Genomic DNA, 21,026 nt, shown 5'->3' with positions numbered 1-21,026 from the left:
AATGAATTTTTCAAAAAAAATAGTATATAAAAATATAGCATGCCTTTTTAGTTGTGCTATATTTTTTATATTGACATCCTGTGAGGAGGATCTTACCAAAAAAAATGGTAACAACAGCAAGAACTTCCCCTCACAGATCATTAATAATGCCAATATCATACAGCGTGATTCAGGGTTTGTAATTCTGAAAGCCAAAGCTGCTATCATTGAAAAATATGAGCTGATCGACAGTCCTTATACTGTGGCCAGAAAAGGAATTGATATTGAATTTTTCGATAAGAAAAAACCAAAGCTCCCGGGAACCATCAAAGCCAAATATGCCAAGTTTTTTGATTATAAACAATTTTACGAAGCTAAAGGCAATGTAAGAATCACCACCAATGAAGGTCAAAAATTTGCCATGCAGAGCGTTTATTGGGATCAGAGAAAAAAACGCATCTATACCAAAGATACTGTGTATGTAACTATGGAAGATGGCTCAACCCTTGTGGGTGCTAATGGGATGACTGCCAAGGACGACTTTTCTGAATATACTTTTTATAACAATTCCGGAGACTTTAGCTCAAAAAGACTTTCCGAAAATAAAAAATAGCGTCTTCCCCATGAAAACTCTTGCCATTGGACTTATGTCCGGAACTAGTTTAGACGGATTGGATATCTGTCTTGCTGAATTTGAAAAGAAGGACAAATGGCATTTCCAGATCCTGGAAGCAGAAACCCTTCCCTATCCTGCCGATTGGGAAAAAAAACTCAGAAATTCTATCCATCTTCCGGCAGCAGACCTTTTGGAACTGCATTCTGACTATGGTTTTTATTTAGGCCAAAAAGCAAAGACATTTATTGAAAAACATCAGCTTGAAAACATTGATCTGATTGCGTCTCACGGCCATACAGTTTTTCATCAGCCTCAGAGAAAATTTACACTTCAGATTGGAGACGGCAGAGCCGTTAAAATGGAAACCAGTGTACCGGTAGTCTATGATTTCAGGAGCCAGGATGTCCTTATGCAAGGAAACGGAGCGCCTTTGGTTCCTATAGGTGATGAACTTCTTTTTTCACAATATGATGCCTGTCTTAATTTGGGTGGTTTTTCAAATATTTCTCTAAAATCAGAGGAAAAAAGAATTGCTTTTGATATATCCCCGGTCAATATCGTCCTGAATCATTTGGCTCAACAACTGAATGAAAACTTTGACGAAAATGGTGATCTGGCAAAAAAAGGAGAGATTGTTGAGGCTTTACTAGCCCAACTTAATTCTTTAGATTTCTATCAGCTCCCTCATCCTAAATCGCTGGGCATAGAATGGTGCAACCAACATATATTTCCAAAGCTCAACGGCATATCTCCCCTGGATGCCCTGGCTACATTTACAGAACATATTGCACAACAAATCTCTGCGGTCATCAATAAATATAATATTCAAGATATATTGGTAAGCGGAGGAGGTGCTTATAACACATTTTTAATCGAGAAAATAAAAGCTAAAACAGAAGCTGAGATCATTATCCCTGAAAAGGAAATCATCGAATATAAGGAAGCTCTGATCTTTGCCTTTATGGGAGTTTTAAAAATGAACAATGAAATTAATGTTCTTTCTTCTGCTACAGGAAGTATTGCTGACCACTGCTCTGGAATAATCGTTTAAACAGCTTCAAAATGACAGCAATCATTTGATCAGATCACTTCTATACCAATTACTTGTGGTTCTCAACCGATAGTATGCAAGTATTTACAATGTGCGGAGAGATACCTATATACAATAACATTTTTATCGGTTCAGATCTTTATTGGAAAAGAAATTTGTGAACGACCGAAGTGTTGAAGCTTATTCAAAAAATGCTTAGTACCAGCTCTGGATTTCTTAATAAAATCGGCAAACAATTCTGTGGGTTGTCTGCCCAACAAATGATTCCATTACAAGCTAATTTCAGAAATAAAGAAACAACTGTGTCAAAATATAAATCAACAAAAGAGAAAAGAACCAGTAGTCATAAAAAAACCTTCATTTCTGAAGGTTTTTTTATTATTTATAAGCTTCGATCTTATCTGTCAATGTATTGATAAAGTTCTGTAATGGCTTTTCTACCATCATTTTGATGAACGGATTGAACTTCCCTTCAAACAACATCTGAACTTCTGTCTGGTTTTCATTGATAGGATTTAAAGTAGCTGTTAAAGAGAAATCCAGGCTTGAACTTGCAGATTTCAATATAGCTTTCTGATCAGTTACCTCATCTATCTTTAATGCGATTTCCGGCATTCCCTGTAATCCGAATTTAAAACCATTATCTCTTGTTTCAAATTTCTGAAGACCATCCGGCATGAAATCTTTGTAATTTTCAGGAGTTTTCAGTAATTCACTTAACTCCTTAGATGATTTATTGACAATAATTTTTCGTCCTTCTAAATTCATTTTTTTATTCTGTATTTAAATTCTTATAAAGATAAGCTTCTTTACATTTATGATAACAACAAAATTATAAAAAAAATAGACAAAGACGTTATCCAAAGCATACTTTTAAAGACGGAAGTATCTTCCTAAAAGAAATTAATTACGAAAGGAGCATATTGTAGCTAAAAACTAATCATCATCCCTATTGAAATGCTACCTTCATCCGGATTGCGCATTGATTTTCATACTTTGAACTATCACCAGGAAAAATACCTTTGTCTGTGTAATTTTTCCATAATTGTTCAAATCTTAAATCTATTAAAAAAAGCTTCTTCAAAATAATACAATTCAAGAAAGAATATTATAATAAAAAACCAAACAATTGTTCTCATTAAGAAAAATAAAGCACTTAAAGAGGTATATTTTGTTGCTATATTTTGATATATTTGCGTATAAATTGTGGTATAAAGCACGGTAAAAACCATCTGTTTTATCGTATATTAAAACCATTACTCCCTAAGGATCAATACTAACTATAACTATCTGAGATGTATAAAGTTTTTGTGAACGAAAAAAAATTATTGATATCTAAGCATCCCGAAGAACTTGAAAAAAAACTTGGGTATGAAAGTTTCACGACTTTAGAGATCGCATTGGATCTTTTAGAAAATACTTCTGTAAACGAACTTAATGTTTATGGTGAGAATATTGATGAGATCTGGCAGGAGTTCCAAAAACTGTTCAGAATTATAGAAGCGGCTGGAGGACTGGTTATCAAGCCTGAAGGTGAAATGCTTTTCATCAGAAGGCTAGGCAAATGGGATCTTCCAAAAGGAAAGATGGAAAAGGGAGAATCCAGGGAAGAATCTGCAGTAAGGGAAATTGAAGAAGAAACCGGTTTAAAGGATGTGGAACTTGTACAGTTTATCAATACTACTTATCACATCTATATTGAAAGAAACGGTGAGAAAATCCTGAAATGTACTCATTGGTTTGAAATGAACTTCAATGGTGAAGATACTTCAAAGCCACAGATCGAAGAAGGAATTACTGAAGTTGCCTGGAAAAACACTCTTCAGATTGAGGATGAAGTTTTCCCAAGCACATTCAAAAATATTAAACTTATTGTAAAGGAATTCTGGGCTTTAAAGGCTAAATAAAATCAATTACCTTTTCCAGTGCTATTCCTCTTGATCCTTTCAACAGTATATTTTCTGACTGAATTTTATTTTGCTGTAAATATGCTGTCAGTTCAGCAGTATTTTCAAAAGCCAGGTCTGATGAATTCACTCCTTTAAAGTGTTTCCCTACTGTAATGATGGTATCAAAACCAAGAGTTCTGGCCAATTCCAAGATATTCTGATGCTCTTTTTCACTCTCTGTGCCCAATTCCAGCATATCACCGATGATAATGGTTTTACGGCCCTCAAACGTGATAAAGTTATTTAATGATGCAGTCATTGAACTTGGGTTGGCATTGTAAGTATCCAACACTAATGTTCTGTTCTCTTTTTTCACCACCTGCGAACGCATATTGGTTGGGGTATACTGTTCTACTGCATGCTTTATTTTTTCAAAGCTGATTCCAAAATGAAGGCCAAGACTTGCTGCAGCGCAAAGGTTGGTAAAGTTATACTCTCCGGTCAGTTTAGATACGGTTTTTTCTCCCTGATAAATCAGTCCTACAAAATGATCTTCTGTACACGGTTTAAAATCATAATCTGACCCTGCTTTTCCAAAAGTGATCTTAGGTGAATAGTTTTCTGTTTTTTCAACCTGAACAGGGTCATTTTCGTTAATGATAATTGTCTGATGATTTTCTTTAAGATAATCATAAAGCTCAGACTTCCCTTTAATTACACCTTCAAAACCGCCGAAACCTTCCAGGTGTGCTTTTCCAAAATTGGTAATATATCCGAAATCCGGCTGTGAAATGGTACAAAGGAATTCTATTTCCTTCTGATGATTAGCCCCCATTTCAATCACAGCCATTTCATGCTCCGGCTTAATGGAAAGAATCGTCAGTGGAACTCCGATATGATTATTGAGGTTTCCATATGTATACTGAACATTAAACCTCTCAGACAACACGGCATGGATCAGCTCTTTAGTGGTTGTTTTCCCATTACTGCCTGTAAGGCCTATAAAGGGAATATTCAGTTTACTTCTGTGGTAGATGGCCAATTGCTGCAGGAATTCGAGTGTAGACGGAACATAGAAGATATTTCTATCCTTATTTTCAAACTCAGGCTGTTCAACAATGGCAGCTAAGGCTCCGTCATCAATGGCTTTTTCCGCCAGGGTTGCTGCATTAAAATTATCACCGGAAAATGCGAAAAAAATGTCATTTCTGTCTATTTTTCGGCTATCAATCGTTACTTTACCGGCTTGTAAAAGCAAAGGATAAAACTGTTCTATATTCATGTGGAACTATATATATTTTCAAATAGAAATCGCTAAATCTGCATTAGTATTTCAGAATTTTTCAGTCAAGCAATTTCATGGTTCAAAAATAAAAAACCTTCCGAAAATCCGGAAGGTTTTTTAAAAGTATTTTTTGATAAATATTATCTTCTAGTTCTGTTCTTATCATTAGTTCTGGCATCCTGTGCAACACGGAAACCAATCCAACCATAAGCCCTGCCCTGATTTTTATATCTTCTTTGTCCCGGGTCCAGCCAGTACGCAGTATCTTGCCAAGAACCTCCTTTTACAACTCTAACATCGTTAGAAATTCCGGATGTTCTGTCTTTGGTATCTTTCTGCATCTTAACTCTACCGCTAGCATCTACAACAAAGCTTTTTTTAGGAGCATTGTACATATTAAATCCTGAAGCAGAATCTGAAGCTCTGTAATACTCTAAAGAAGATTGTCTGTCACCATCTCTATAGTTTCTGTAGTCAGCAATCGTTTCTCTTTCGAATTGTCCCGGAAGACCTTTGTAGACTAATCTACCATCCGCTAAAGTATCATACTTAATGGTACCTTCATCAACCATTTTGTAAGTTCCGTCTCCATTTTTTACGATAGCCTGAGGCATATTTCCTCTGTAGTAATTGAAGTCGTTGTAATCTTCATCAATGATCGGTCTGTAAACATCGGCAGTCCATTCTGCAACGTTACCATACATTCCATAGATTCCAAGGTCGTTAGACGGATATTGTCTTACGTCTGAAGTCTGTGCAGACCCATCGTTTTTCCATCCAGCGATACCAGAGTAATCTCCTTTACCCATTTTAAAGTTCTCAAGGAACATACCTCTTTCTCTTCCTTTGGTACCTCTTAATCTTTCGATTTCTGGTTTTTTACCAAGGTATTGGTTATATTCTCTGTTTTTTGCCATTCCTAAAGCTGCATATTCCCATTCAACTTCTGTAGGAAGTCTGAATTTTTGAACCATTGCACCATTAGGAGCTCTGTTTGCCGACAATAATCTTTGGTTGGTAGTTTTCATACCAGATTTTTGCTGCATTCTTTTTTCGTTGATATATCCTTGCATTTCCGGATCATTCGCTTTGAATTTATCCATGTTAAATGCTGTTCCTCCCTGGTTATTGGATTCGTTGATATACATATCTTTAGCAATAATACCTGCCTGCATCAAAGCTTTTTCGTTCGCTCTGTCTGTCAGCCATTCACAGTATCTGTTTGCCTGTGTCCAAGAAACTCCTACTACCGGATAATAATCGAATTCCGGAGAACGTAGATAGGTTTCATTATAATCGTTTCTAGATAATTTGTTGTCCCATAATAAGGTATCCGGTAAAGCACCGTTATAGATCTCCTTAAAGCTAGGGTCACTTGGTGGGAATACATACTTCAACCATGTAAGGTATTCGCGGTATTCGTAGTTAGTAATTTCTGTTTCTCCGATAAAGAATGAACTTACCTGCATTCTGCGCGGCGTGTTATTCCAATCGTGCATAACATCATCTTTCACTAATCCCATTGTAAAAGTTCCTCCTTCTACATATACCATTCCCGGCCAACCCTTCTGCTTCTGTTGCTTTCCTGCAAAAAACCAACCCTGTTTTTCGTTTGGCTTCCAACCCGTTTTACTGACAAATTTTTTGGTACCGCCACCTTTGCTGGTTCCTGATCCGCCACAGCTGGTTAATGCAAGTGTAGAACTTAATGCTATTAATGAAAACAACTTTAGTTTTTTCATAGTCGATATAAATATTTTCAAGAGTACAAAGAAAAAATAAATTATTCAATAAATCAAATAAAGATTTGATTTTTTTGAACAACGATAACAAATTAATTTTATTGTATTGCAATTTAATTCTAAAATTTTCATTTATTTTGTAATTTAGCAATTTCAATAATAAACATGAAACGAAAAATCACGCTTTTATCTTTAATCGCTTTTGCATCAACACTTTACGCCCAAAGAAACACCATAGAATGGAATGGTTCTAAAATTCAGGATTTTGGTGAGACAAAATTAAATCTTCCCAACTTTAAAAATGAAGGTTTTTCTTTCAGCCAAAATAATGTTTTTATAGTAACCAAGCAAAAAATCGGAGAAAAGGAGCTGAAAATTTCGGATCTTGTCTGGGATGGAGTTTCCAACCAGGATTTATATGAACTCAAAAAAGGAGTACTTCCTGATCATGACATTGCTGAAGTAACCTATTATACATTAGATGGAGAAAGATATGCAGGTATCAGTGTAGGTCTGTTTAAAAATATAAATGGGCAGGTTCAGAGATTGTCTTCGTTTAATGTTTCAGAAGCTTCTACTCCTATCAATACTTTTGGAGGCACCAATAAAATAGGAACTACAGTCAATCCTCTTGCCAGCGGAAACTTTTATAAAATAAAGGTGGATAAATCCGGAATCTTCAAAATCACGGCACAGTTTTTAAGAGATAACGGAATTAATCCTGCTTCTGTAAATCCAAAAAATCTCAGAGTTTACGGAAACGGAGGAGTCATGCTGCCTGAATTCAATCAGGACCCGCGATATAATTCTTTACAGGAAAACGCTATTCAGGTAGCGGGTGAAGATGACGGAATATGGAATGATAATGATTATGCTTTATTCTATGCACAGGGTCCGAACGGTTACAATCTTTATGATACCAATAATGGGAAAGGCTTTAAGAGAAGAGAAACAAGATCCGATACAAGTAACAATCTCAAAAATATATATGATGACTCTGCCTATTATTATATCAACTTTGATAAAGGTGCAGGGAAAAGAGTCGCAACTATAGATGGGGATTTACCTGCTCAGATGATTACCCGCTACGATAGCTACCAGGTGATCAACAATGATCAGAAAAATTTATTGAAAGTAGGTAGAATATGGGTAGAAGATACTCCTTTCAGTACTGAAAAGGTTATTACTCTGACCACCAATTCGCCTATACAGCCTAATGATATCATAAAATACAGATCACAAGTAATAGGATACAGGTCACAGCTGAATTCCATTGATATTAAAATCAATGATCTGAACCTGTACCATAATTCCGTTCCTACTGATGACCCAACCTATCAGTACAATTATTATCCGATGAGATATAATGGTTTTATTACCAACCAAAGCGGAAATCAGATCACATTGAAATACAATCCGGATATTTCTAAAAACCCTAACGGAACATTCTACTTTGATTACCTGGAGGTACAGTATAAAGAGAATCTTGCATTCAACGGTTCTCAGATGAACTTCAGGGATTATTCTATAATAAGCGGAAGTAATACAGATTATGGTTTCAGTATTTCTAATGCGTCTTCTATAGAACAGGTATGGGATGTTACTGATATCACCAATGCCAACAGAAGAGTCAATAAAACGGGAACAGGGTTTTTCAATTTTGCATATAAAGCTTCCAGTACAGATTTCAATAATGAATTTGTAGCCTTCCGTGCTGATGCTGCTTTTACGCCTCAGTTTGTAGGAAGAATTGCCAATCAGAACCTCTCTGCGATCTCTAATATAGATTATTTGATCCTTACTGTACCTGAACTGATGGGACAGGCACAAAGACTGGCCAACTATCATCAGACAAAAAACAATTACAAAGTAGAAATTGTAGATGTAAATAAGGTCTATGAAGAATTTGGAAACGGAAGTAAGGATATTACCGCAGTAAGGGATTTCGTTACCAAATTAAATACCCCGCAAGGCAGACTTCAGTATGTATTCATTCTGGGAGATGCTTCTTATGACTACAAGAACAGAATATCTGGTAATAACAATATTGTTTCAGCGTATCAAAGCGAGCATTCCTCAGATTATGTACAGTCCTACGTTACGGATGACTATATTGTAATGACTCAGCCGCAGACTGCCACTAATATAGGATACAATTTGCCGAATCTGCCTGTAGGAAGAATTCCTGCTACCAATAATACGGAGGCTGCTAATATGATTGATAAAACTCTAGCATATTACAATGCCCTTCCGGGACAATCAAGTCCTTTTGGAGACTGGAGAATGAAACTGGATTTTGTGGTAGATGATAATGAAGAAGGTGGCAGCCCTTTCCATGATGTTATGAATAAAGCACTGGTCGATATATTTGAACAGCCGGGTGTACCGACTCTGAAAGAATATAATGTAAGAAAACTGTACCTGGATGCTTTTACCATGCAAAGTACTGCAGCAGGACCAAGATATCCACAGGTAAACCAGGCCATCTCCAACAGTATAGGAAACAGCTTATATTTATTCTATTTTGGACATGGAGGAGTCAACGGTTGGGCCCAGGAAAGGATATTAACCACTACAGAGGTACAAAATTCCAATAACTTCACCAGTGTATACAGCAGATTCCCTTTGGTATCTACCATAACCTGTGAGTTTACATTGTGGGACGAGCCTTCTACCAATTCTGCAGGAGAGCAGTTCATGAAGCTTAAGCAGGGAGGTCCTGCTACAATGGTCACTTCAAGCCGTGCCATAGATATTGGTTATGGGCGTACTTTCACCGATATTTTTACCAGAAATATTTTCAAATTGGCCAATGATGACTTCAATACGTTAGGGTATGCCCATCTAAACGCAAAAAAGGAAAAAGGAGTTAATGAGAACCATTTAAGAGTAAATTTACTGGGTGATCCGGCGATGAAACTTAGCAGACCTCAAAGATTACTTACCATTGACAATATTGAAACACCTGTCCCGGGATTGATCCGTGGACTTGATTTTGTTAAAATAAAAGGACACATCAATAACCCTAACGGAACTTTGAACAATACTTTCAACGGAAGGGTTTCTATAAATATTTTTGATAAAAGACTGAATAAGAAAACGCTGAACAATAATAACTGGTCTCACCCTATACTTAATTATACAGAAGAAGGAAGTGCTATTGTAAAAGCATCAGGAATTGCAGTAAACGGTGTGTTCACTGCAGAATTTTATGTTCCGAAAGACATCAATTATGCTGTTGGAGAAGGAAGAATAATGGGCTATGCAGACAATAAAGCAACCGATGTATTCAATAATCAGGCTGTACAGATTGGAGACATCAATCCTAACGGAATTAATGATAACCAGCCGCCAAAAGTAAAGCTGTATATGAACAATACCAACTTTGCTGATGGTGGAATTACTAACCAGAACCCAATGCTTCTGGCATGTCTTACAGATGATACAGGAATTAATTCTGCAGGATCAGGGATAGGTCATGACATTACTGTATATTTAGATGGTCAGGTGATCAATACTGTTATTCTGAATGATTTTTATTCTCCCGGGGAAGGAAACGGATGCTTAAACCCGAGTCTTGCTGAGTATCAAAAAGGAAATGTAAGCTATCCTTTCAGGAATCTTCCGGTCGGACAACATCAATTAACATTTAAAGTTTGGGATATAAACAATAATTCGACAACTGCTACGTTAAATTTTGAGGTTAAGGATGAAGCTGACCAGCATCTGATAATCAACCGTCCATTGAACTGGCCGAATCCATTCACCAATAAGACATATGTTCAGTTTGAACATAATTGCGATGATATACTGAATGTAAATGTGCAGATTTATACCATAACCGGAAGATTAGTAAGAACCTTATCTCAGGCAGTGGTTGCAGAACCGTTCTTACAGGGATTCAGAACTCCCCGTCAGGCTATAGAATGGGATGGAAGAGATGATTTTGGGGCAACTGTTGCAAAAGGTACATATATTTTTAAGATATTTGCAAAAAGTCAAAACCAAGAAAAGTGCAAAGGAAGTGCCACAGCTGTAGAAAAAATGGTACTTTTGAAATAATTATATAAAACATAGACAATAAAATTAATAAAAAACTGATAATATATAAAAGACAATATATGAATTTAACTACTAAACTGCTTTTAGGACTTGGGTTAAGTGCTGGTTTTCTGGGTTATTCACAAATAAACCCTGTACTTACCGGAGCTCCTTTCCTGAGAATTGCGCCAGATGCAAGATCGGGAGGTATGGGAGATCAAGGGGTAGCAACCTCTCCTGATGCATTTTCACAATTTTGGAATGCAGCTAAATATCCTTTCAGCAGAACAAGTTCTTCCATAGGTCTTACCTATACACCCTATATGGGAAAACTTACCAATGATGTATTCTTATTATATGGATCTTTCCATAAATTTCTTGGACAGGATGAAAGATCTACTATTTCCGCGAGTATCTATTACTTCAACATGGGGGAAGTAGACCTTACTCAGCTGGTAGGTAATGATGTTACTTCCAATGGGGTATCAAAACCTAATGAATTCTCCATTGATGTTGCCTATGGTCTTAAACTTTCTGACTCCTACTCCATGGCTGTTACAGGTAGATTTATCCGTTCAGACTTAGCCGGAGGATTCAATACAGATAATACCCTTAAAGCAGCAAACTCTTTTGCTGTAGATATTTCAGCATACTATACTTCCGAGAGATTCTCAAGTTTTGGAGGATATGATGGTAAATTAAATGCAGGTTTAGCCATCCAGAACCTTGGTCCGAAACTTGACTATACCGGAAATGAAGAATCAAGATCTTATCTTCCAACTATGGCAAGATTAGGGGTTGGATATGATATGTATATGGATGATATGAACAGAATCGGAATCTCCGTGGAAGGTTCAAAACTTTTGGTACCAGGATCTGAATACGTTGGATTAAATGCTTACAGAGAGCCTAGATACGAAATTCCGAATGTAGGTCCAATTGCCGGTATCGGAAAATCATTTAAAAATAAAAACAGTATCATGTACAGTGGTGCTTTAGAATATTCTTATGACAATGCTTTTTCTGTAAGAGGAGGTTACTTCCATGAAAGTGAAGAGCAGGGAGCAAGACAGTTTGCTACAGCAGGTATCGGATTAAAGTACCGTTCTTTCGGGCTTGATCTTTCTTATCTGATCAATATGTCTAAAATAAACACGGCATTGGATAACACACTCCGTTTCGGTCTTACCTGGAACATTGGTGAAGAAACATCCAACAACGAACGTTAACACATTTCAACAATTATAAAAAAGCCTCATCCATTTTGCATGAGGCTTTTTTATTTAATTAACCCCACCGCACCAGTCAATTTCTATACCTACCTATTCACTTGGTAAAACAAAAGCTGACCATTGACAATACTCCTATACCCACTCCCCACACTTTCTCCGGCTTTATTAAAAAAATATAACATTTAAGTTCACAAAAGTCTTCCCTTTATGGCTATTTTTTTAAATTCAATAGCTATTTTTGTAGTATGAACTATTCGGCGGAACTAAAAAAATTTGTGACCAGTCAGTATCTGTATTCTGCAATCAGAATTACATTAGCTACTGTTCTCCCTTGTTTGGTTCTCGCTCACTTTGGAATTTTAAAAGAATACTTTCTTTTCCCACTCGGGACCAGCTTTGTTGCCCTTACCGATCAACCCGGCCCTTTTATAAGAAGAAGAAATGCGCTGGCATTTGCCATTTGCTGTTTTGTCTTTGTGGCACTCATTGCTAGTCTGGTGATGAATTTTAAGATATTGGTATTATTGGAGATTATCGTCTTCGGGATGTTCTTCTCCCTCATCGGGGTCTATGGCCAGCGACTGGCAGCAGTGGGTTCATTATCACTCGTAGTACTTGCCATCTTTATTGACGGGCATCTTACAGGAGCGGATATCTTTAAAAGTCTCCTCATTTTTGCATGTGGATGTATTTGGTTTTTACTGATATTCCTTGTGGTAACAACTATCCGTCCTTATAAATTGGCTAGCCAGATGATTGGAGAAAATTATCTTCAGCTGGCAGAATTTTTAAAGATCAAAGCTAATTATTATCAGAAGAATCCGGACTTTGACAAACTTACCACTCAGGTTATTGCCAAACAGATTGAAATTAAAAACCTTCAGGAAGACACCAGAGAAACTGTTTTTAAAACAAGAACCATCGTCAATGAATCTACGACAACCAGCCGCTTATTGATGCTGATGTTCCTGAATTCTATGGACCTTCATGAAAAGCTGATGACTTCTGAAAGCGATTATCAGAAGCTACAGCAGAGCTTTGAAGACAGCATGATCCTTGTTAATATCCATGATTATCTTAATCTGCTTGCTGAAGAGATCACCAATATCGGAATTGCCCTCCAAAGCGGAACAAGGGCAAAGCCTATGTTGAATCTTGAATTAGAATTAAAGAATCTCAACTATAATTACTTCGAACTTAGAAATAGGCAGCTATCACCTGATAGTCTGGAAAACTTCATGGTTCTGCGACAGATCCTGATGCGTATTAATGAAATCACCAAGGAGATCAATGAGATTTACAAAGTTTTCTCACAGGATGTAAAACTGGCAAAAAGTTTATCCACCGGGCTAGACTTAAAAAAGTTCATGCCTAATGAGCCCAAACTGAACTCTAAGGTTTTAAGAAATAATATTTCATTATCGTCTTCTCATTTCCGCCATGCAATAAGAATTACAACCGCTCTGTTGGTAGGATATCTCTTTTCTATGTTTGATTTTCTGGGATTGGGACATACGTATTGGATCCTCATTACCATTACAGCTATTTTAAAACCGACCTACTCCATCACAAAGCAGCGAAACCTCCTGCGTCTCTACGGAACGGTGACCGGAGCCACAATAGCCTATATCATCCTGCATTTCATACACATCAATAGTGTTTTGTTTGCCATCCTGCTGATCAGCATGATTATGTGCTTCAGTTTCTTGAAGGGAAAGTATTTTTGGGCAGTCCTTTTCATGACGATCTATGTTTTCCTGAGTTTTAATTTTTTAAATCCCGGAAAAGTAAATATCATTTTTAAAGACAGAGTTGTAGATACAGCTATTGCCGGAATTATAGCATTTGCGGTTTCCTATATTGTGTTACCTGTTTGGGAACATACACAAAACCTGGATCTGATGAAAAAGTCTGCTGCAGACAATCTGATCTATTTTCAGAGTGTAATGTCTAAATTTTTGCAAGGGAACTTCGATATTGAAGACTATAAAGTAAAGCGAAAAAATGCCATCATTTCATTAGCCAATCTTTCTGATAATTTTCAGAGAATGATTTCGGACCCTAAAAATCAGCAGAAAAAGTTGGAAGTGGTTCACCAGTTTGTAGCGACCTCACATCTTGTCACCGCTTATACTGCTTCTTTATCTCAATACTCTAAAAGCAATGAGCAATATCCCGAAATAGATGCAGAAAGCTGGAGCCGAAAAATAGAGGCTGAAATGCAGCAAACCTCAACGTTATTAAATGGAGATGATATCACTGAAGCTCTTAGAATGGAAAGCCGCCTGGAACCTGAAGATTCATCCATTGAAGATATGCTTTTGAAGAGAAAGACCGAAATTGAGGAAAATGATATTATTGACCGAAGGGATCCTGATAAAATATCCCATTTAACGGAACTTAAAAATATTCATGATATTCTGGAACTGATCTACGATGTTGCCAAGGAGCAAAGAAAGGTGATAGAAAAGTATAAAGCTGAAAAAGTAGAGGAATCCTAATCTCTTATTTTGTTTCTTGTCCTACGGCAATTTAATTTTTGACTGATTATAATATCTTAGTTAAAAATTAACCATGGAAAACCTTACTATTCCCATTTCATTATTGTTTGGAATCATCACTTTCGTGACTCTGCTGCTATTTTGTTGGGCAATAAAAAATTCTGCTTCAGCGATCATAAAATCCGGAACAGGAAAGATTTTTCTTATCCTTCTCTGTTGGCTAATCATTCAGGCAGCTTTATCTTTAAATGATGTCTATAATAGTCATTTAAATTCTCTTCCTCCTAAAATTGTACTGCTGGGTATCCTTCCTCCGGTTCTCGTAATATTATTTATGTTTAATACACCAAAAGGGAAACTCTTTATTGACAGCCTCTCTCTTTTACATATTACTTACCTTAATATAATAAGGATCTTTGTTGAAATAGCCTTGTATAAACTGTTCTTATACAAAATGGTACCGGAAATTATGACGTTTAAAGGAATCAACTTTGATATTCTGGCAGGTATTTCGGCTCCATTTATTGCTTACTATGGAATAAGAATGTCGAAAATAAGCAGAAACCTGATTTTGTACTGGCATATTATAGGGCTTGCATTGCTGCTCAATATAGTCATTATTGCTCTTCTTTCAGCTCCATCACCGTTACAGAGGATAGCCTTTGACCAGCCTAATATTGCTATATTGCATTTTCCTTTCAGCTGGTTACCTACTTTTATTGTTCCGGTAGTTCTTTTTGGACACCTGGTTTCAATACGGCAGCTACTCAGGCAGAAACAGCCTACTCCTCCACAATCGTAAAGCAGTAATCATCAAAAAATTCCACTCTTGCCTTAAATTCATCGGAAAACTGCTCGTCATACACACGGCAGCTTATCTTATGAAGATGCTTTAACTCAAAAGGTTTTACTTCATAATTTTTCTTCAGCGACCAGTATTTGGAATGGTGAATCTTATACATGCTTTCCTTTACACTCCAGATGATCGTATAAAAAGTATCGGCTTTATCTTCAGGAATAAAACCTCTTTCATTTTCATAGGTGAATTTATCGATGACCCTTAAGATCTTAGGATTGAACTTTTCCACATCTATTCCTATTTTATTTTTAGAAATAGCTATGGCTGCAAATGGAAAAGAATGGGTAATGGAAATCTCAGCATCATAGGGAGAAAGAAAAGGTTCTCTTTCTCTGTATAGAATTTTGGAATTAGGTTTTAAACCTTTCAGAAGCTTACGAACCATCAATACCTCCAATAGTTTTTTAGGATGGTAATCCTTTACTTTTTCAGCATTCTCCGGTTCCAGAAGTTCATTGATGTCAAGTTCTTCACTTTCATCATACTTCCAAACAAGGATTATGGCACTATCATCTGAAAAATCTCGGTAAAGGGGCATTCTTTTTTTATTGGACAAAAATAAGGAAAAAGTTGGAAGATGGGAGCTGGAAGATGGAAGTTTCTATTTGGCGATAAAACAAATACTCATGCAGAAGACCTATTAAAAAGTAGCTCTACTCCTAGTTTAACAAGTATAACCTCCTACTTCCCTCTTCCAGCATCCCTTCCAATTTATTTAGCCTGATGATTCACATCATTCCTGTGCTCAATAATTTCCAGATTTGGATCTACAAAATAAGCACTTCCGAATCCGTTCACGTAAGAACCTTTTGCAGGCTGCAAAGCAATTAAAATAAAGTCACCCATTTCAGAAATGACATCCACTACTTTTCCGTGTGCTTCTTTTAGTTTTGTCACCACATGAGTCCATGTTTCAGAATCTCTTTCGATCTGGGAAGTTGTCGCTTCAATAGTCAGGCGTTCTCTCGCATAGATCTGTTTGGTTGCTGATTCATCTTCAATAAACATAACAGAAGTTTTTCTTCCTTCTGCAAGATTTTTAGTATGCCTTGCCATAAAGGAAACAAGGATATAGAAAGTATTGTCTACCTGTACAAACGGTGCGTAGCTGGAATTAGGATTTCCTTCAGCATCTACAGTAGCCAGAATTACACTTTTGGTTCTGTCAATAAGCTCCTGTACCTTGGGAGCTACAGGTTTTGTTTTTTTCTCTGTATGGGTATTCATAAGATATAATTTATAAGGGTAAAAATAATTATTTATATTAAGACTAAATAATATTAAGTTATGTTTAATCTCATGAAACTGAAATTGATCTGTTGTTTTTTTATCTTAATTATAAATTGTAATTTTGCCTTTCGTTATCAACTGAATTTAAATTTATTCATTACATATGAGTACAACAACACAATACGTTCCTTATAAAGTTAAGGATATCTCCCTTGCAGAATGGGGAAGAAAAGAAATTACCCTTGCAGAAGCAGAAATGCCAGGTTTGATGGCTATCCGTGAAGAGTACGGACCATCTCAACCGCTTAAAGGAGCAAGAATCGCAGGATGTCTTCACATGACGATCCAAACGGCTGTGCTTATCGAGACATTGGTAGCTTTAGGAGCTGAAGTTACTTGGTCATCTTGTAATATTTTCTCTACACAGGATCACGCTGCTGCGGCTATTGCAGCTGCAGGAATTCCGGTTTATGCCTGGAAAGGTTTAAATGAAGAAGAATTTGACTGGTGTATTGAGCAGACTTTATTCTTTGGGGAAGACAGAAAACCACTGAACATGATCCTTGACGATGGTGGAGATTTAACAAACATGGTGTTTGATAAATACCCTGAATTCACAAAAGACATCAAAGGTCTTTCTGAAGAAACGACTACCGGAGTTCACAGACTTTACGAAAGAATGAAGAACGGAACTTTGGTAATGCCTGCTATCAACGTAAACGACTCTGTAACTAAGTCTAAATTCGACAACAAATACGGATGTAAGGAATCTGCGGTAGATGCTGTAAGAAGAGCTACTGACGTAATGTTGGCTGGAAAAAGAGTGGTAGTTTGCGGATATGGAGACGTAGGTAAAGGTACTGCTGCTTCTTTCAGAGGAGCTGGTTCTATTGTTACTGTTACTGAAATTGACCCAATCTGTGCGCTTCAGGCTGCTATGGACGGTTATGAAGTGAAAAGATTAGATACTGTGGTAGATAACGCAGATATCATCATCACTACAACAGGTAACTTCAACATTGTAAGAGGAGAACACTTCCTTAAGATGAAAGATAAAGCGATTGTTTGTAACATCGGTCACTTCGATAATGAAATCGATATGGCTTGGTTAAACCAAAACTATGGTCAGACTAAATCTGAAGTGAAGCCTCAGGTTGATATCTATACTATTGAAGGTAAAGAAGTAATCATCCTTGCAGAAGGAAGACTGGTAAACCTGGGATGTGCAACTGGACACCCAAGTTTCGTAATGTCTAACTCTTTCTCTAACCAGACTTTGGCTCAGATCGAATTATGGAACAACTCTGCAGCGTACGGAAACGAAGTATACATGCTGCCTAAGCATTTAGATGAAAAAGTAGCAGCTCTACACCTTAAGAAATTAAGCGTAGAACTTGAAACGCTTTCTCCTGAGCAGGCTGAGTATATCGGAGTTGATGTAAAAGGGCCATTCAAGCCTGAATACTACAGATACTAAGAACTTTAATTTTTATAAAAAATTCCTTTGCAAGTCATTGTAAAGGAATTTTTTATACATTATATTTATCGAAAATTTAATTAATGAGCATAGATAGCTACCTCTTTATATTAATTTGTTACTCATCGATATTTATTTCTGGATTTTTTATTTCCAGGATTGTCAATTTTAAGACTGCAACCAATCGTTTTGAAAGTATTGATGGTTTTAGAGGGCTTCTAGCAACTGGGGTTTTTATTCACCATTCTATAATTTGGAAAAATTATCTCAGCTCTAATACATGGGAATTACCTAAAAATCATCTTGCTGTACATCTTGGTGAAAGTTCTGTAGCATTTTTCTTCATGATTACCAGTTTTTTATTCACTAATAAACTTTTAAAATCAGGAAATCAGAATTTGACTTTTTGGAGAAACTTATTGTATTCAAGGATTTTCAGACTGTTCCCTTTATATTTTTTTGTGGTCACTATTTGTATTTTTTTCGCATTAGCTATAGATCATTTTATTTTTAACTCAACTCTATATGTTTTTTTAGCACAATGCTTAAAGTGGTATATGTTCAATATTAAAGGGAAAGTAATTATTGGACAAACTTACAATATCGATTTTATGCTGGCTGGTGTGGTTTGGTCATTACCCTATGGAATGGTTATTCTATTTTACCCTTCCAATTATTGGAGCTTTTATGTTGAAGAACAAAAATGTTATCTCTATAATTGTATCGATGCTATTTATTTTAGTATATATAAATCATAATACAATTAGCCTAACCCATGTTATTTCATTCTTAGGAGGTATGATTCCAGCAATAATTCATTACTTTCACCCTAATATAAAAGTAAGCAATAAACTATATGCCCTTTTAGCAATTTCTTGTTTAATTATAGGTTTGTCTTTTGATTCAAGTAGTCGTAATTATTTTTCTAAAACATTTCTAATCATAGCATTTACTATTATAGCTTTAGGCAATAATTTATTTGGTTTTTTAAAAATCAATTTTTTTAAATTTTTAGGGGAGATTTCATATAGCACTTACCTAATTCATGGGATTTTATTATTCACAACTTTTTATTGTATTGGTTTTGATACTGTAAAAATTATGAACGGAAACACCTATATGTTTTTGATATTCATAATTGCAATTTTTCTAAATATAATTTGCTCATTTACATTTTATTTAATTGAGAAGCCATTTATAAATTTATACTATAAAATAATAAGTAAGAAACAAGTATAACGTTCCAAAAAAGATAGTTTTTATTTAAAATATAACATACAAACTCTCTAAAATTAGAGAGTGTTTGTTTTTAATAAGCTAATTCCGGAATTCAAAAACATGATTTAACCCCACTAATCTGAAATAGTAGGATTTTTTGCTTCCCAACCCGTAAGGTATTCTTTACTTTTGCAGAAAATTTAAAATAGCATGAAAAAACACTTATTTCTGGGGATGATGGGAGCTGCTGTATTCTTTAACAGCTGCAGTAGTAATGATGAAAATGAACCTGCAGAAAAGAAATTATTACTAAGCAAAGTAACCACAACTTACAGTGACCCTATTGTAAGTTTTCTAAATGGTACGCTAACACTGGAATACAATAGTAAGGGACAGCTTATAAAAATGCAGTCAAAAGAAGGAACCAGTATTTTTGAATATAAGAATGGCAAACCTATAAAATCAAATGATTATAATTCACAGCAGCAGTTGGAAAGTTATTCTGAGTTTAATTACTCTGGAGATCAGTTGGTAAGTAATAAAATTATATATACAAATTCTGAGAATAACAGAACTCATCAGTATGCTTATAACGCAGTGGGTCAACTCTCCTCTTACACATCCTGTAGATCCGTTAATTGCTCAGACCCTACTAAAGAAACCTATATTTATAATGGTGATAATGTATCACTACATACTCTTAATTTTAATGGAACAGATTTAAAAACCGAATACTCTTACGATAACAAATTCAATCCATACACCAATACCGATAAATATTTGAAAATATCATGGGGTAGAAATGATATTTTAAGTAAAAACAACTGTATAATAAGCAAAAGCGATTCACAATACAGTGGAAAGGATATTACTACATACAATTTAGAATACAATAGTGCAGGTTTTCCCACTAGAACTATAGGAAAAAGTATGAATGGAGAACCTTTTGTTCAGTATGATTATGAATATATTACCTTGTAAAAATATACAAACTCTCCAGTTTCGGGGAGTTTTTTTGTATTAGGCTACGGATTCCGAATGAAAATAATAGAGATTAATGCCTCCGTATTTTGCCCATATTTTCTCATGATTACAACAATGTTAACAAAAAATGAATATATTTAGCTTTTTAAACAAAACATTAAATTCATGAAAAAACAAAGAGTATCAAATGCATTTATTGCAGCCTCATGGGTCGCATTGGGAGCAGGAATGATTGGGTATATTGTAGGACTTGTAAGGGCAGAAATGCTGCTGAATGAGAAAGGTTACTATTTTACGATCTTATTATATGGTTTATTTGCTGTTGTTTCCTTACAGAAAGCTGTTCGTGATAAATTGGAAAATATTCCGGTAACGGATATTTACTATGGAATCTGCTGGTTTGCTACCTTGTCCTCCATCGTATTACTGGCCGTTGGACTTTGGAACGCCACCATCCTTCCAAGTGAAAAAGGATTTTATGCCTTTGCCTTCCTGCTGGCACTTTTTGGTGCTATTGCTGTCCAGAAGAATACAAGAGATAATATGCTTCAGGAATAATACAGAAACTCTTCCACACAGGGAGAGTTTTTTATTTCATCCAAATCAATATTCAAACCTTAGCAGCATTTGGGAATTATAGCTTACCTATTTATTCGAAGACCAATACACCACATTTAAAATTCATTTAAAAAATAAAAGCAAAAAAGCCCCGCTAAAAAGTGAGGTTTTTTATATACTTGTCTCGTCCTGAAAAAGGTTGACTAAAAAACCATAAAATCAGTCACCCTAATGAAATTAACAAAAATATCATCCCCCGTACAAAAATACAGTGAGGCATTCAAAAGACAGGTTGTTTCTGAATATGAGCGAGGATTATATACCAAATCCCAATTACAAACCCGATATAATATTCGAGGTAATT

At 35.8% G+C, this 21,026-nt stretch carries 16 protein-coding genes and 1 pseudogene; 12 read left to right on the top strand and 5 right to left on the bottom strand.

The genetic code is table 11. The features are described 5' to 3' along the window. The first annotated feature begins 1 nt into the window (after position 1). Positions 2-592, top strand: coding sequence for an LPS export ABC transporter periplasmic protein LptC (lptC, locus tag DRF65_RS12790; RefSeq protein ID WP_115971155.1), 591 nt, complete (start codon positions 2-4; stop codon positions 590-592). A 10-nt stretch (positions 593-602) separates the two neighbouring features. Continuing rightward, on the top strand, positions 603-1,646 hold the full coding sequence (locus tag DRF65_RS12785; protein ID WP_115971154.1) for an anhydro-N-acetylmuramic acid kinase: 1,044 nt from the start codon (positions 603-605) through the stop codon (positions 1,644-1,646). A 378-nt stretch (positions 1,647-2,024) separates the two neighbouring features. Here the strand turns inward: DRF65_RS12785 and DRF65_RS12775 are convergent, their stop codons facing one another. Then, positions 2,025-2,414 carry an SRPBCC family protein gene (locus tag DRF65_RS12775; RefSeq protein WP_115971153.1) on the bottom strand — a complete coding sequence of 130 codons (390 nt, stop codon included), beginning with the start codon at positions 2,412-2,414 and terminating at the stop codon, positions 2,025-2,027. 527 nt (positions 2,415-2,941) lie between these two features. Here DRF65_RS12775 and DRF65_RS12770 point away from each other — a divergent pair. Next, positions 2,942-3,553 (top strand): NUDIX hydrolase, encoded by a 612-nt coding sequence (locus DRF65_RS12770; protein WP_115971152.1) that lies wholly within the window; start codon positions 2,942-2,944, stop codon positions 3,551-3,553. Here the strand turns inward: DRF65_RS12770 and DRF65_RS12765 are convergent. Both DRF65_RS12765 and gldJ read right to left on the bottom strand, forming a co-directional pair. Continuing rightward, positions 3,546-4,817 carry a UDP-N-acetylmuramoyl-tripeptide--D-alanyl-D-alanine ligase gene (locus DRF65_RS12765; protein ID WP_115971151.1) on the bottom strand — a complete coding sequence of 424 codons (1,272 nt, stop codon included), beginning with the start codon at positions 4,815-4,817 and terminating at the stop codon, positions 3,546-3,548. The two genes, DRF65_RS12770 and DRF65_RS12765, sit on opposite strands and share 8 nt — an antisense overlap. Positions 4,818-4,960: 143 nt before the next feature. Next, positions 4,961-6,562, bottom strand: a complete 1,602-nt coding sequence (gene gldJ / locus DRF65_RS12760) for a gliding motility lipoprotein GldJ (RefSeq protein WP_115971150.1) — start codon at positions 6,560-6,562, stop codon at positions 4,961-4,963. Between the two features lie 165 nt (positions 6,563-6,727). Here gldJ and porU point away from each other — a divergent pair, with 165 nt between their 5' ends. From porU to DRF65_RS12740, 4 genes are all read left to right on the top strand, one after another. Beyond that, complete coding sequence (gene porU, locus DRF65_RS12755; protein ID WP_115971149.1) at positions 6,728-10,624, top strand: type IX secretion system sortase PorU; 3,897 nt, start codon at positions 6,728-6,730, stop codon at positions 10,622-10,624. Between the two features lie 59 nt (positions 10,625-10,683). Next, complete coding sequence (porV, locus tag DRF65_RS12750; protein WP_115971148.1) at positions 10,684-11,832, top strand: type IX secretion system outer membrane channel protein PorV; 1,149 nt, start codon at positions 10,684-10,686, stop codon at positions 11,830-11,832. A 248-nt stretch (positions 11,833-12,080) separates the two neighbouring features. Further along, entirely contained in the window at positions 12,081-14,336 is a 2,256-nt protein-coding gene (locus tag DRF65_RS12745) for an FUSC family protein (RefSeq protein ID WP_115971147.1), read from the top strand. 73 nt (positions 14,337-14,409) lie between these two features. Then, on the top strand, positions 14,410-15,138 hold the full coding sequence (locus DRF65_RS12740; protein ID WP_115971146.1) for a hypothetical protein: 729 nt from the start codon (positions 14,410-14,412) through the stop codon (positions 15,136-15,138). On the opposite strand, the gene DRF65_RS12735 is transcribed toward DRF65_RS12740, so the two are convergent. After that, entirely contained in the window at positions 15,119-15,733 is a 615-nt protein-coding gene (locus DRF65_RS12735) for a 4'-phosphopantetheinyl transferase family protein (protein ID WP_115971145.1), read from the bottom strand. The two genes, DRF65_RS12740 and DRF65_RS12735, sit on opposite strands and share 20 nt — an antisense overlap. Positions 15,734-15,906: 173 nt before the next feature. Beyond that, positions 15,907-16,422, bottom strand: coding sequence for a pyridoxamine 5'-phosphate oxidase family protein (locus tag DRF65_RS12730; protein ID WP_115971144.1), 516 nt, complete (start codon positions 16,420-16,422; stop codon positions 15,907-15,909). Between the two features lie 166 nt (positions 16,423-16,588). Between DRF65_RS12730 and ahcY the strand changes: the two genes are divergently transcribed. From ahcY to DRF65_RS12700, 5 genes and pseudogenes are all read left to right on the top strand, one after another. Continuing rightward, the gene (ahcY, locus tag DRF65_RS12725; RefSeq protein WP_115971143.1) at positions 16,589-17,902 is read left to right on the top strand and encodes an adenosylhomocysteinase; all 1,314 of its coding nucleotides are present in this window, start codon (positions 16,589-16,591) and stop codon (positions 17,900-17,902) included. An 83-nt stretch (positions 17,903-17,985) separates the two neighbouring features. Then, a complete protein-coding gene (locus tag DRF65_RS12720) occupies positions 17,986-18,660 on the top strand; it encodes an acyltransferase family protein (RefSeq protein WP_115971142.1) in 675 nt (224 codons plus the stop codon). 670 nt (positions 18,661-19,330) lie between these two features. Next, positions 19,331-20,101 carry a hypothetical protein gene (locus DRF65_RS12710; protein ID WP_115971140.1) on the top strand — a complete coding sequence of 257 codons (771 nt, stop codon included), beginning with the start codon at positions 19,331-19,333 and terminating at the stop codon, positions 20,099-20,101. A 168-nt stretch (positions 20,102-20,269) separates the two neighbouring features. Continuing rightward, complete coding sequence (gene yiaA / locus DRF65_RS12705; protein ID WP_115971139.1) at positions 20,270-20,662, top strand: inner membrane protein YiaA; 393 nt, start codon at positions 20,270-20,272, stop codon at positions 20,660-20,662. Positions 20,663-20,893: 231 nt separating this feature from the next. Then, a pseudogene (locus tag DRF65_RS12700) lies at positions 20,894-21,026 on the top strand (IS3-like element ISElsp1 family transposase); the annotation flags it as partial.

Source organism: Chryseobacterium pennae (assembly GCF_003385515.1).
GTDB classification, from domain to species: domain Bacteria; phylum Bacteroidota; class Bacteroidia; order Flavobacteriales; family Weeksellaceae; genus Chryseobacterium; species Chryseobacterium pennae.
The sequence above is the reverse complement of the archived record's forward strand: the minus strand, read 5'-3'. Positions and strand labels throughout refer to the sequence as shown.

Bases quoted from the DNA above. Each gene is read 5' to 3' on its own strand.
- lptC (WP_115971155.1), top strand. From the start codon at position 2: ATGAATTTTTCAAAAAAAATAGTATATAAAAATATAGCATGCCTTTTT.
- DRF65_RS12785 (WP_115971154.1), top strand. From the start codon at position 603: ATGAAAACTCTTGCCATTGGACTTATGTCCGGAACTAGTTTAGACGGA.
- DRF65_RS12770 (WP_115971152.1), top strand. From the start codon at position 2,942: ATGTATAAAGTTTTTGTGAACGAAAAAAAATTATTGATATCTAAGCAT.
- DRF65_RS12775 (WP_115971153.1), bottom strand. From the start codon at position 2,414: ATGAATTTAGAAGGACGAAAAATTATTGTCAATAAATCATCTAAGGAG.
- DRF65_RS12720 (WP_115971142.1), top strand. From the start codon at position 17,986: ATGAGCATAGATAGCTACCTCTTTATATTAATTTGTTACTCATCGATA.
- DRF65_RS12765 (WP_115971151.1), bottom strand. From the start codon at position 4,817: ATGAATATAGAACAGTTTTATCCTTTGCTTTTACAAGCCGGTAAAGTA.
- porV (WP_115971148.1), top strand. From the start codon at position 10,684: ATGAATTTAACTACTAAACTGCTTTTAGGACTTGGGTTAAGTGCTGGT.
- DRF65_RS12745 (WP_115971147.1), top strand. From the start codon at position 12,081: ATGAACTATTCGGCGGAACTAAAAAAATTTGTGACCAGTCAGTATCTG.
- gldJ (WP_115971150.1), bottom strand. From the start codon at position 6,562: ATGAAAAAACTAAAGTTGTTTTCATTAATAGCATTAAGTTCTACACTT.
- DRF65_RS12735 (WP_115971145.1), bottom strand. From the start codon at position 15,733: ATGCCCCTTTACCGAGATTTTTCAGATGATAGTGCCATAATCCTTGTT.
- DRF65_RS12710 (WP_115971140.1), top strand. From the start codon at position 19,331: ATGAAAAAACACTTATTTCTGGGGATGATGGGAGCTGCTGTATTCTTT.
- DRF65_RS12730 (WP_115971144.1), bottom strand. From the start codon at position 16,422: ATGAATACCCATACAGAGAAAAAAACAAAACCTGTAGCTCCCAAGGTA.
- porU (WP_115971149.1), top strand. From the start codon at position 6,728: ATGAAACGAAAAATCACGCTTTTATCTTTAATCGCTTTTGCATCAACA.
- DRF65_RS12740 (WP_115971146.1), top strand. From the start codon at position 14,410: ATGGAAAACCTTACTATTCCCATTTCATTATTGTTTGGAATCATCACT.
- yiaA (WP_115971139.1), top strand. From the start codon at position 20,270: ATGAAAAAACAAAGAGTATCAAATGCATTTATTGCAGCCTCATGGGTC.
- ahcY (WP_115971143.1), top strand. From the start codon at position 16,589: ATGAGTACAACAACACAATACGTTCCTTATAAAGTTAAGGATATCTCC.